Source organism: Streptomyces sp. NPDC042364 (genome assembly GCF_056437585.1).
The window spans coordinates 34349-47368 of the sequence record NZ_JBWKAJ010000032.1; the positions used below are offsets into that span (position 1 = coordinate 34349).

General features: G+C 74.4%; 4 protein-coding genes (1 of these 4 running past the window's edge). All 4 read right to left on the reverse strand.

All coding sequences use genetic code 11. The features are described 5' to 3' along the window. Tightly spaced (each overlapping or abutting the next), the 4 genes in view from AC067N_RS36855 to AC067N_RS36870 form a layout consistent with a single transcriptional unit that may run on beyond the window. The gene (locus AC067N_RS36855; RefSeq protein ID WP_478683316.1) at positions 1–1251 is read right to left on the reverse strand and encodes an activator-dependent family glycosyltransferase; all 1251 of its coding nucleotides are present in this window, start codon (positions 1249–1251) and stop codon (positions 1–3) included. After that, on the reverse strand, positions 1248–12341 hold the full coding sequence (locus AC067N_RS36860) for a type I polyketide synthase (RefSeq protein WP_478683317.1): 11094 nt from the start codon (positions 12339–12341) through the stop codon (positions 1248–1250). Before AC067N_RS36860 ends, AC067N_RS36855 begins: the two co-directional genes overlap by 4 nt. Beyond that, positions 12338–12487, reverse strand: coding sequence for a hypothetical protein (locus AC067N_RS36865; RefSeq protein ID WP_478683318.1), 150 nt, complete (start codon positions 12485–12487; stop codon positions 12338–12340). The genes AC067N_RS36860 and AC067N_RS36865 overlap by 4 nt, the downstream gene beginning before the upstream one ends. Beyond that, a protein-coding gene (locus tag AC067N_RS36870) for a type I polyketide synthase (protein ID WP_478683320.1) crosses the window boundary here: on the reverse strand, positions 12484–13020 show its final stretch. 15279 nt of this gene lie beyond the right edge of the window; 537 of the gene's 15816 nt are visible here — the last part of the coding sequence; its start codon lies off the right edge, out of view — the gene reads right to left on this strand; it ends in the stop codon at positions 12484–12486. Before AC067N_RS36870 ends, AC067N_RS36865 begins: the two co-directional genes overlap by 4 nt.

The window sequence follows — 13020 nt, forward strand, 5'->3', positions numbered from 1 at the left end:
TCAGCGCACTTCCGCCAGTCGCTCCAGGGTGGCCACCAGGTCGTGCGGGCTCGGCATCGCCTCGGACTCGGCCCGCAGGCGCCGGGCGGCCTCAGCGGTCTCCGGCTGCCCGACGAGCCGCCGCACCCCGTCGCGGACGTTCTCCACGGTGGCGTCACCGTGGTGCAGGTACAGGCCCGCTCCCGAGCGTTCGAGCGCCCGCCCGCGCTGCTCGTGGTCGGCGATCAGGGTGGACAGCATCATCTGGGGCACTCCGGCCGCCATGGCTGTGGCGAACGTGCCGTAGCCGCCGTGGTGGATGACGGCCGAGCAGCTCGGCAGCAGGGTGCTCAGGGCCACCGAGTCGACGGCCCTGGCGTTGTCAGGAACGGTGCGGAGCTGCTCCAGCTGCGCGGGCAGCAGGGCGGCCACCACCTCCACGTCCTCGTCGGCCAGGGCGTCGAGGATCTTCGGTACGGAAACGTAGTCGCCTCCGTAGTCCTCGGTGTTGGAGGTACCGAGGCTGAGACAGATCCGGGGCCGCTTGGGCGCCTCGCGCAGCCAGTCCCACACCACGGCGCGTCCGTTGTACGGGACGTACCGCATGGGGAGTTCGGGGGACGCCGACGGGATCGACAGGGACTGGGGCAGGGTGCTGATGGTGGCCTGGCCGTGCAGGAGCTCCTCGTCGCAGGAGAACCCGTACGGCTCGGACCTCGCCGCGATCCAGTCGGCGAGCGGGTCGACTTGCTCGGCCTCGGGCTGCTCGCGCATCAGTTCCAGATATGTCTGCCGGGTACGGCCCCACACGTCGGAGCACCACATCAGGCGGGCGTGGGCGGCCCCGCTGATCCGGGCGGCGATGGCACCGGCGTACGCCAGCGGGTCCCGGATCACCAGGTCGGGCCGCCAGCCCTGGGCGAACGCGGCCAGGTCCTCGATCATGGAGTCGTTGTAGGGGGCGAAGGCGTACGGGACGCTCAGTGCCATGCGCTCCTTCAGCTCCGCCCAGTCCACCTGGTCGCGTTCGCAGCGGCTCCAGTTCGCGGTCTGGTAGTCCTGCGACTCGCGGTAGGCGGACATGTCCCGGTGGAGGCCGTGGTCGGTGCCGACGGGTACGGCGGTGAGTCCCGCGCGGGTGATGGTCTCGATCGCCAGCGGATGGCTGGCGACACGGACGTCGTGTCCTGCCGCGCTGAGCGCCCACGCCAGCGGAACCATCAGATACACGTGGGATTTCTCGGACAGGCTGACGAACAGGACCCGCATCATGCTCCCTCGGTCGGTCGGGCCGGTTCACGGCCCGCGGTGTGCGATGGCAGTGCCGTGGCGATCCAGCCGGCGAGGGCACCCGCCGTGGTGGCGGCATGGGACTCCATCATCGTGAAGTGGTTGCCGGGGACCTCGACGACGCCGTCCGCGCCCTCCCAGGTGCTCTGCCACTCCCCCGGTGTGAGCGGCTCCCGTCCGGCGGCGGTCACCGGCGGCTCGGCGGGCCGCACCAGCAGCACGGGCGTGGACAGGTCCCCCGGGTCCCACTCGCCGATCATGCGGATGTACCAGCTCATCGCCGAGAGCCGGTCGGAGTCCATGTGCGCGAACATCGACTCCCGGTCGAACATCCCGCCCAGCATCTCGGCCGAGAAGCGGGTGAACGGCGAGTCCGCGCGCGGCATGTAGGTGTCGAGCAGGGCCACCCCCAGCGGCGGATGCCCCGACCGCTCCAGATGGCGGGCGGCGGCGAGGGCCAGGATGCCGCCGGACGACGACCCGGTCAGCACGAACGGCCTGCCGTCCGCGCAGCGCAGCACCCACTCGGCCTGCGTCCTCGCCACCACATCCAGGGAGGCGGGCAGCGGCTCGCCGCGGCCGAAACCGGGGGTGGGAAGCGCCCACACGTCCTGCCGGCCGCGGAACGCGGAGGCGAACCGCGCGTACTGGTGCACACCGGCCAGCGCCACGTACGAGCTGAAGCAGATCAGCGCGGGCCCGTCGTCGCCGGCGGCCAGCCGCAGCCCGGCGGTCCCGCCGGTCAGGTCGGACGGGGACTCGAACACCGGCCGCAGTTCGGCGACCGCCTGCAGCAGGGCGAAGCCGTCGTCGACGCGGCCCTGTTCACAGGCGCCGCGGAACAGCGCGCCCACGGTGTCCTCCGGGCGGGCGGTGCGCCCGGCCGTGTCGTCGTCGCCGGGGGCCGCGCCCCGGCCGTCCGGTCCCGGGCCGGCCGCAGCCGCGAACCGTTCGGCGAGGTCCGCGGCGAGCGCCTGCGGGGTGTCGAGGTCGAAGACGAGGGTCGGGGGCAGCCGGAAGCCGGTCAGGGCGCCGAGCCGATTGCGCAGTTCCACGGCGGTCAGCGAGTCGAACCCCAGTTCCGCGAAGTGCCGGTCGGGCAGCACCTCGTCCGTCGAGTCGTGCCCGAGGACGGCGGCCACCTGGTCCCGGACGGTGTCCAGCAGCAGCCGGAGCCGCTGCCGGCCGGCGAGGCCCGCGAGACGTGCGGACAGCGACCGTCCGCCGTCCGCCGGCGTCTCGGAGGCCGCCGCGCGGCGCACCGCCGTACGGGACGGGGCCGCCGGTGACTGCCTCGCGACCGCGACCACGGCCGCGTCGGGTGCGGCGACGGCGGCGTCGAAGAGGGCGAGTCCCGCTTCGGCGGTCAGCGGCAGCATGCCGTTCCTGGCCATCCGCTCCCGGTCGGCGGCGCCGAGGCCCGCGGTCATGCCGCTCTCGGCCGCCCACAGTCCCCAGGCGATGGAGGTGGCGGGCAGCCCGCGCGCCCGCCGGTGCCGGGCGAGCCCGTCGAGGAAGGCGTTGGCGGCCGCGTAGGCGCCCTGCCCCGCCGCGCCGAAGGTGCCCGCCGCGGAGGAGAACAGCACGAACGCCGACAGGTTCAGTTTCTCGGTCAGCCGGTGCAGATGCCAGGCCGCGTCCGCCTTGGGCCGCAGGACCGCGTCGGCCTGGGTGTCGGTCAGGGAGGTCAGGGTCGCGTCGTCGACGACACCGGCGACGTGCACGACCGCGGTCAGCGGATGCTCGTCGGGCACACCGGCGAGCAGCTCGGCGAGCCGGTCGGGATCGGCGACGTCGCAGGCGGCGAGGGTCGCTTCGGCGCCGTGCGCGCTCAGCTCGGCGACCAGCGCGCCGGCCCCCGGCGCGTCCGCCCCCCGCCGGGACGCCAGCAGCAGCCGGCGCGCTCCGTGCGCGGTGACCAGATGGCGTGCCACCAGGGTGCCGAGGGCGCCGGTGGCGCCGGTGACGAGGACGGTACCGCCGGACACGAACGGGGTCACGGACGCGAGGTCGCCCTCGGGGGCGGGATCGGGCGCGGTGAGGTGGGGTAGCAGAAGCGCTCCGGCGCGTACGGCGGACTGCGGGAGGCCCGCGGCGATCGCGGCGGCAAGGGTGCCGGCCGAGCCGTCGTCCGGCCCTGAACCCTGGTCCGGCCCTGAACCCTGGTCCGGCCCTGAGCCGTGGTCCGGCCCTGAGGTGTGGTCCGGCCCTGAGGTGTGGTCCGGCCCGGTGGGCGTCTCGAGGTCCAGCAGCAGCACCCGGTCGGGGTGTTCGAGCTGGGCGGAGCGGACGAGCCCCCACAGCGCGGCGCCGGCGAGGTCGCCGACGTCCTCCGCCTGGGAGGTGGCGAGGGCGCCGCGAGTGACCAGGACCAGGCGCGAGTCGGCGAACCGGTCGTCGCCGACCCACTGCCGGACCAGGCCGGCGGCCGCGACCAGCAGGTGCCTGGTGCCCTCGGGGACGGGCCCGGCGGGGGCGGCGCAGGTGGCGAGGACGACCTTGGGTGCGGCGGTGCCGGTGTCGACGGCCGCGGCGAGTGAGGTGAGGTCGGCGTAGCACTCCAGGTGGACTCCGGCGGCGTCCAGGGTCTCGGCGAGACCACCGTCCCCCTGTCCGATCAGCGCCCAGCGCACGGTCTCGGGCGCCGGGGCGACGGGCTGCGGGTCGGCGTGCCGCCAGCCGTGCACCAGCAGGGGCGGCGCCGCGGGAGCCGTACCGCTCTCGGCGGGGTCGTGCGGCTGCCCGGCGGAAACCCTCCGCAGCAGCAGGCCGTCCGCCGTGGCGACCGGCCTGCCGTCGGTGTCGTCAACGGTCAGCGTGTACTCGTCCCGACGGCCGGCGGGCGCCAGACGGACGCGGAGCGCGCTCGCGCCGGTGGCGTGCAGGGAGAAGCCGCTCCAGGCGAACGGCAGGGCCGCCGCGGCCTCCTCCTCGCCGGAGGCCTCCAGCGCCCGGACGAGCAGTGTCTGCACGGCGGCGTCCAGCAGGGCCGGATGCAGCCCGTAGCGAGCCGCCTCCGCACGGTGCGACTCCGGCAGCGCCACCTCGGCGAACAGGTCCCGGTCCCGGCGCCACACCCGGCCGAGGCCCTGGAAGGCCGGCCCGTAGTCGAACCCCCCGGCGGCGAACGACTCGTACCAGTCGCCCTCCCCCTCAGGGTCCGGTACGACCGGGACGGCGTCCGCCGGCGGCCACGAGCCGCCGTCCCGCGGCACCGGCCCGGACTCCTCGGCGAGCCACCCCTGGGCATGCCGGGTCCACGGCTGGTCGGCCTCGGCGTCGGCGGCCCTGGAGTGCACGCTGAAGGACCGCCGCCCCTCCTCGGTCTCCCCTCCGAGGGCGATCTGAAGCTGGACGGAGCCACGCTCGGGCAGCACCAGCGGGGTCTGCAGGGTCAGCTCGGCGACATGGCCGAGACCGACCTGGTCACCGGCGTACACGGCCAGTTCGAGGTAGGCGGTGGCGGGCAGGATGGCACGGCCCAGGACACAGTGGTCGGCGAGCCACGGGTGGGTGCGGGCCGACAACCGCCCGCTGAGAACCAGCCCGCCGGTCTCGGCGACCCTGACGGCGGCCGACAGCAGGGGATGCCCGGCGCGCTCCAGCCCGGCAGCGGTGACATCCCCGGCATGGTCGGCGCCGTCCAGCCAGTAGCGGCGGCGCTGGAAGGCGTAGGTCGGCAGCTGCACCGGTGATGTGCGGGGTAGTTGAGCCGCCCAGTCGACATGAGTGCCGTGGACGAACAGGGCGGCGAGGGCGGAGAGCGCGGTCGTGGCCTCGGGTCGGTCCTTGCGCAGCAGCGGTACGAGCACCGCGGAGTCGGTGCCGCGGGTGTCGCCGGTGTCGCCGGTGTCGTCGGTGTCGTCGAGGCAGGTCTGGGCGAGGGCGGTGAGGGTGCCGTCCGGACCGAGTTCCACGAAGCGGCCCACGCCCTGCCCGGCGAGCACTCGGACGGCATCGCAGTAACGGACCGCCCGGCGCACCTGGCCGACCCAGTAGTCCGCCGACATCAGCTCGTCGGCCGTGGCCGCCTCACCGGTCACCGTCGAGACGACAGGCAGCTTCGGACGCCCGAACGTCAGACCCTCCGCCACCTTGCGGAAGTCCGCCAGCATCGGCTCCATCAACGGCGAGTGGAACGCATGACTCACCCGCAACGCCGTCACCTTGCGGTCCTGGCCACGGAAGCGGTCCGCGATCTCCTCGACCGCCTGGGCCGCGCCCGAGATCACGGTGGCCCGGGGACCGTTGACCGCCGCGATCCCCACCTCGTCACCCAGCAGCGGCAGCACCTCGTCCTCGGTGGCCTGGAGCGCGACCATCGCCCCACCCTCCGGCAGCGCCTGCATCAACCGGCCCCGCGCCACCACCAGACGGCACGCATCCGCCAGCGACCACACCCCCGCCACATACGCGGCGGCCAGCTCACCGATGGAGTGACCGGCCAGCACGTCCGGGCGCACACCCCACGACTCCAGCAACCGGAACAGGGCGACTTCCAGCGCGAACAGCGCGGGCTGGGTGAACTCGGTCCGGTTCAGACGGTCGGCATCCTCACCGAACACCACCTCCCGTAGATCGAAGGGCAGTTCCGCGTCCACGGCGTCGAAGGCCTCGGCGAACACCGGATACGTCTCGTAGAGCTCCCGGCCCATACACAGGCGTTGCGAGCCCTGCCCGGCGAACAGGAACGCCGTGCGCACATCGCGCCGGGCCGTGCCCGTCACGGCGTTGGACGCCTCCCCGCCGGAAGCGACCGCCTCCAACGCCCCCAGCAACTCCCCACGCTCCGAACCCCAGACCACCGCCCGATGCTCGAACAGCGACCGCGACCGCACCAGCGCCCCAGCGACCTCGACCGCACCCAGCGACTCGTCACCGGCCACAAACCCGGCCAGCCGCCCGGCCTGAGCCCGCAACGCCGCACCCGTACGACCCGACACCACCCACGGCACCACACCAGCCCCCACCGGCACACTCACCGGCACAGGCCCCGGACCCGGCTCCGGCTGTGGCTCCGGCTCGACCGGCGGCTCCTCCAGCACCACATGCGCGTTCGTCCCACTCAGACCGAACGACGACACACCCGCCCGACGCACCCTGCCCTCGACACACGGCCAGTCCGCACCATCCGTGAGCAACTCCACCGCACCCGCAGACCAGTCCACATGCGACGACGGCTCATCCACATGCAACGTCCGCGGCAACACACCGTGCCGCATCGCCAACACCATCTTGATCACACCCGCGACACCCGCCGCGGCCTGCGTGTGGCCGATGTTCGACTTCACCGACCCCAACCACAGGGGCCGTTCACGGTCCTGGCCGTAGGTGGCCAGCAGCGCCTGCGCCTCGATCGGGTCACCCAGCGCCGTCCCCGTCCCGTGCGCCTCCACCGCGTCCACATCCGACGGCTTCAGCCCCGCACCCGCCAGCGCCTGCCGGATCACCCGCTGCTGCGACGGACCGTTCGGCGCCGTCAGACCGTTGCTGGCACCATCCTGGTTGACGGCCGAACCCGCCACCGCCGCCAGCACCCGGCGACCGGCCGCCCGCGCGTCCGACAACCGCTCCACCAGCACCAGACCCGCGCCCTCGGAGAACCCGGCCCCGTCCGCCGCGTCCGAGAACGCCTTGCACCGGCCATCCGCCGCCAACCCACGCTGCCGGCTGAAGTCCAGGAACAACCCCGGCGTCGACATCACGGTCACACCACCGGCCAACGCCAGATCACACTCACCCGACCGCAACGCCTGCACCGCCAGATGCAACGCGACCAGTGCCGAGGAACAGGCCGTGTCCACCGTCACCGCCGGGCCCTCCAGCCCCAGGGTGAACGACACCCGTCCGGACATCACGCTCGCGGTGTTGCCGGTGCCGAGGTGGCCCGCGACCTCCTCGGCCGTGGCGGGGTCGAGGGGGCGGGAGGCGTAGTCCTGGTAGTTGGTGCCGGCGAAGACGCCGGTGCGGGAGCCGCGCAGGGACGTCGGGTCGATCCCGGCCCGCTCGAACGCCTCCCACGCCAGCTCCAGCAGCAGCCGCTGCTGCGGGTCCATCGCCAGCGCCTCACGCGGCGAGATCCCGAAGAAGCCGGGGTCGAAGTCGGCGACGTGGTCGAGGAACCCTCCGCCGCGGGTGCTGGCGCGGCCGGGGACCCCGGGTTCGGGGTCGTAGAGCGCCTCGACGTCCCAGCCGCGGTCCTCGGGCCATGCGGTGATGGCGTCGGTGCCGTCGGCGAGCAGTCGCCAGTAGTCCTCGGGGGTGTCGGCCCCGCCGGGGAAGCGGCAGCTCATCGCGGTGATGACGACCGGGTCGTCGTCGATGGCACGCGGCATCGGAAGCGCGGCGTCCGGGGTGTGCCCGGTGGCCTGCGCGAGGGCGGCTCGGAGGTGTTCGGCGAGGGCGACCGGGGTGGGGTGGTCGAAGACCAGGGTGGCGGGCAGGGGGCGGCCGACGACGCCGCTGAGGGCGTTGCGGAGCTCCACCGCCGTGAGCGAGTCGAAGCCGAGGTCGCGGAAGGAACGGGTGGGTTCGACGTCCTGGGGGCCGGCGTGGTTGAGGACGACGGCGGCGTGGGCGCGGACGAGTTCCTCGAAGGCGGCCCGCTGTTCGGGTTCGGCGAGGGCGGCGAGCCGCCGGATGAGGTCGCCGGTGTCGTGGGGCTCACCGTCGTCGGCATGCCGGGGGTCGTGGTCCGGGCTCCGGCGGGCGGTCAGGGCGCGTCGGGCGTCGGGCAGGTCGTCGAGGAAGGGGCGGGGCCGGGCCGTGGTGTAGGCGTGGGCGAACAGGTCCCAGTCGATGTCGGTGACGGCGAGGGTGGTGTCGTCGTGGTCGAGGGCCTGTTGCAGGGCCCCGAGGGCGAGGTCGGGGTTCATGGGGCGTACGCCGTGCCGCTGGAGGCGTTCGCCGACGGAGCCCTCGGCCATGCCGCCGTCGGCCCAGGGGCCCCAGGCGATGGCGGTGGCGGGCAGGCCGCGGGAGCGGCGCTGCTGGGCCAGGGCGTCGAGGAGCGCGTTGCCGGGGGCGTAGTTGGCGTGGCCGGGAGCTCCGATCGTCCCCGCGGTGGACGAGAAGAGCACGAACGCGGAGAGGTCGAGCCCGGTGGTGAGGGTGTCGAGGTTGCGGGCGCCGCCGACCTTCACCCGCAGTACTTCCGCGAGCTGGTCGGGGGTGAGGGTGGTGATGACGCCGTCCCGCAGGACGGCGGCGGTGTGGAAGACGGCGGTGAGCGGCCGTTCGGCGGGGACGGTGGCGAGCAGGGCGGCGAGCTGGTCGGGGTCGGCGATGTCGCAGGCGGTGATGTCGACGTGTTCGGCGCCCAGTTCGGTGAGTTCGGTGCGCAGCTCTGCGGCGCCGGGCGCGTCGGGGCCGGTGCGGCTGACCAGCAGCAGGCCGGGGGCGCCCTGGCGGGCGAGTTTGCGGGCGACCTGGCGGCCGAGGGCACCGGTGCCGCCGGTGACGAGGACGGTTCCGGTGGGTGTCCACTCCCGGACGCCGTCCAGACCGCCCGTCGCCGCCCGCTTGAGCCGGCGGGCGAGGAGGCCGGTGTCGCGGACCGCGAGCTGGTCCTCCTGGCCGACACCGGCGAGGGCGGCGGTGAGGCGTTCGGCGGCGATGGGGTCGAGGGTGGCGGGCAGGTCGAGCAGACCGCCCCAGCGCTGGGGCTGTTCCAGGGCGACGACGCGGCCGAAGCCCCAGACGAGGGCCTGCTCGGGAGCGTCTACGGTCTCGGTCGGGCCGGTGGCGACGGCACCCCTGGTGGTGAACCAGACGGGTGCCTCCCGGCCGAGGTCGTCGAGCGCCTGGACGAGGGCGACGGTGGCGGCGAAGCCGCGGGGCAGGCCCGGCAGGCCGTCGTACTCCTCGTCGTCCAGGGCGAGCAGCGACAGTACGGCCTGTGGCCGTTCGGCTCCGGTGGCGCGCAGGGAGTCGGCGATGCGGTCGCGGCCGTCGTGTGGGGCGACGGCGAGGGTGACCGGGTCGGCGCCCGCGCGGGTGAGGGCGTCGACGACGGCGGCGACGAGGGCGTGGCCGGGGTGCGCCGGGTCCTGGTGGGCTGCGGGCAGGGCGACGAGCCAGCTGCCGCTCAGTACGGGTGCCAGGGTGGCGGGCAGGGGCTTCCAGGTGACGCGGTAGCGCCAGGCGTCCACGGTGGCGTTCTCGCGGCTGCGCCTGCGGTAGTCGCTCAGGGCGGGCAGGACCGTGGCGAGGGTGTCCTGGTCGAGGTGGAGGGCGGCGGCGAGCGGGGCGGTCTCGCCGTTCTCGACGGATTCCCAGAAGCGGGCGTCGAGGTCGGTGCCTGAGGGCGCCGAGGGGGCGGTGAGCTGGGCGGGCGTGGGCCAGTAGGTGCGGCGCTGGAAGGCGTAGGTGGGCAGGTCGACGCGGGTGCCGGGGTCGACGAGGGCGGTGCGGTCGGCGGGCCCGGCGCCGCGGACGCACAGCTCGGCGAGGGAGGCGAGGAAGCGGCGGGGTCCGCCTTCGCCGCGGCGCAGGGTGCCGGTGACGACCGTACCGGTGCGGCCCTCCTCGTCGAGGGTGTCGCGGACGGCGGCGGTGAGGACGGGGTGCGGGCTGGACTCCACGAAGGCGCGGAAGTCCTGGTCGGCGAGGGCTTTCACGGCGTCGGCGAAGCGGACCGTGCGGCGCAGGTTGTCGTACCAGTAGGCGGCGTCGAGGCGCTCGGTGTCGAGCCAGTCGCAGGTGACGGTGGAGAAGAACGGCACGTCGGCGGTGCGCGGCCGCAGCCCGGAGAGATCGGCGAGGAGGCGTTGGTGGATCTCCTCGACCTGCGCGGAGTGGGAGGCGTAGTCGACGGGGATCGGCCGTGCCTGCGCGCCGGAGGCGGAGAGCTCGGCGACCAGGTCGCGTACGGCGTCGGCGTCGCCGGAGACGACCACGGAGGCGGGTCCGTTGACCGCGGCGACGGAGAGCCTGCCCTCCCACGGGGTCAGCCGCTCGCGGACTTCGGTGACCGGCAGCAGCACGGAGGCCATGCCGCCGTGTCCGGCGAGGGTGGTGATGGCCCTGCTGCGCAGGACGACCACGCGGGCCGCGTCGTCCAGGGTGAGGCCCCCGGCGACACAGGCGGCGGCGATCTCACCCTGGCTGTGGCCGACGACGGCGTCGGGGCGCACACCGCGGGCCTGCCAGAGCCGGGCCAGCGACACCATGGTCACGAACAGCAGGGGTTGGACGACGTCCACGCGATCGAGGGTGGGGGCGCCGTCGGCGCCGCGCAGGACGTCTTCGACGGACCAGTCCACGTGGCGCTCGACGGCGGTCGCGCAGGCCGTGAAGTGTTCGCGGAACTCGGGTTCGCTGTCGAGGAGTTCGAGGGCCATGCCGGGCCACTGGGGGCCCTGGCCGGGGAAGACGAGGACGGTGCGGCCGTCGACGTCGGCCACGCCCTGGACGAGGCCGGCCGCCGGGGAGCCCGCCGCCAGGGCCTCCAGGCCGCGCAGCAGTTCGGCACGGTCGTCCGCGAGGAGCACCGCGCGGTGTTCGAACGCGGACCGGGTGGCGGCCAGCGACCAGGCGAGGTCGTGCGGGGGCACCGTCTCGTCGGCGCGCAGCCGGGCGTGCAGGGCGGCGGCCTGGGCGCGCAGCGCGGCGGCACTGCGCCCTGACACGACGTACGGCAGCGTGGTGCGCGGGGGCGCGGTGGGCTGCCCGACGGGCGGGGCGGCCGGTTCGGGGACGGGCTGTTCGAGGATGACGTGGGCGTTGGTGCCGCTGACGCCGAAGGAGGAGACGCCGGCCAGGCGCGGCCGGTCGGCGGCGGGCCAGGGGCGGGCCTCGGTGAGGAGTTCCACACGGCCCGCCGTCCAGTCGACGTGGGTGGAGGGCCGGTCGACGTGGAGGGTGCGGGGCAGCAGGCCGTGCCGCATGGCCAGGACCATCTTCATGACCCCGGCGACGCCCGCGGCGGCCTGGGTGTGCCCGATGTTCGACTTGACGGAGCCGAGCCACAGCGGTGTTTCGCGGTCCTGCCCGTAGGTGGCGAGCAGGGCCTGCGCCTCGATCGGGTCACCCAGCGTGGTGCCGGTGCCGTGCGCCTCCACCGCGTCGACGTCGGCGGTGGTCAGCTGGGCGTCGGCGAGGGCCTGCCAGATGACGCGCTGCTGGGAGGGACCGTTGGGGGCGGTCAGACCATTGGAGGCGCCGTCCTGGTTGACGGCGCTGCCGCGGACCACGGCGAGCACGGGGTGCCCGAGGCGGCGGGCGTCGGCCAGCCGCTCCACCAGCAGCATGCCGGCGCCCTCGGCCCAGCCGGTGCCGTCGGCGGCCTCGGCGAACGCCTTGCACCGGCCGTCGGGGGCGAGGCCCCGCTGTCTGCTGAACTCCATGAACAGGCCGGGTGTGGACAGCACGGTGACACCGCCGGCGAGCGCGAGGTCGCACTCCTTCGAGCGCAGCGCCCGTACGGCGAGGTGCAAGGCGACCAGCGAGGAGGAGCACGCGGTGTCGACGGTGACGGCGGGGCCCTCCAGGCCGAGGGTGTAGGAGATACGGCCGGAGACCACGCTGGCGGCGTTGCCGGTGCCGACGTGTCCTTCCAGGCTCTCCCGCGAGGCCAGCAGCAGGGCGGGGTAGTCCTGGCCGTTGGTGCCGGCGAAGACGCCGGTGCGGGAGCCGCGCAGAGTGGTGGGGTCGATGCCGGCCCGTTCGAACGCCTCCCAGGAGATCTCCAGCAGCAGCCGCTGCTGCGGGTCCATCGCCATCGCCTCGCGCGGCGAGATCCCGAAGAACGAGGCGTCGAAGTCGCCGGCCCCGGCGAGCGCGCCGCCGGACGTGCTGTACGTCTTCCCGGGGCGGCCCGGCTCGGGGTCGTAGTGGTCGGCGAGGTTCCAGCCCCGGTCGGCGGGCCACTCGGTCACGGCGTCGCCGCCGGAGGCGAGCAGCCGCCACAGTTCCTCGGGCGAGTCGGCGCCGCCGGGGAAACGGCAGCTCATCGCGACGATGGCGACCGGCTCGCGGGAGGCGGACTCCGCCTCCCGCAGCCGCCTGCGGGTCTCGTGCAGGTCTCCGGTGACCTTCTTGAGGTAGCTGAGGAGCTTTTCCTGCTCGTTCACGCGTACTCCCCCACCTGGAAGGTCGTGTCGGTCGCGATGTTCGCGGCCCTGGCGGTGTTCGCGGCCGTGTTCGCGGGCGTGGCCGTGGCCGTGTTCGCGGGCGTGGCCGTGGCCGTGTTCGCGGGCGTGGCCGTGGTGACGGTCATGACATGCCCAGGTCGTTGTCGATGAGGGCGAAGATCTCCTCCGCGCCGGCGGACTCGATCCGGTCCTGGAGGTCGCCGCCGCCGTCGTCCGTGCGTTCGGTGGACGGTTCGCCCTGACCGCTCCAGCGGGAGGCGAGCGCCAGCAGGCGGGAGGTGATCCGGTCGCGCCGGGTGTCGTCCTCGGCTAGTTGGGCGAGTGCGGCCTCCAGCTGGTCGAGGGCGTCCAGTGCGGGGGCCCCGCCGCCGCCCTCGGCCACGGTCAGCGACCGCAGGTGGCGGGCGAGGACGCGGGGCGTGGGCTGGTCGAACAGGAGGGTGGCGGGCAGTTGCAGCCCGGCGGCGACGCCGAGCCGGTTGCGCAGTTCCACGGCCATCAGCGAGTCGAAGCCGAGTTCGCTGAAGGCCCGGTCGGCGTCGACGGCGTCGGCGGAGGCGTGTCCGAGCACGGTGGCGACATGGCCGCGGACCAGCTGGCTCAGCAGCCGCTCCTGCTCGGCCTCCGGGAGCCCGGCCAGCCGGGTGCGCAGCGTGCC

Coding starts and splice junctions, on each gene's coding strand:
- AC067N_RS36855 (WP_478683316.1), bottom strand. CDS start 1,251: ATGATGCGGGTCCTGTTCGTCAGCCTGTCCGAGAAATCCCACGTGTAT.
- AC067N_RS36865 (WP_478683318.1), bottom strand. CDS start 12,487: ATGACCGTCACCACGGCCACGCCCGCGAACACGGCCACGGCCACGCCC.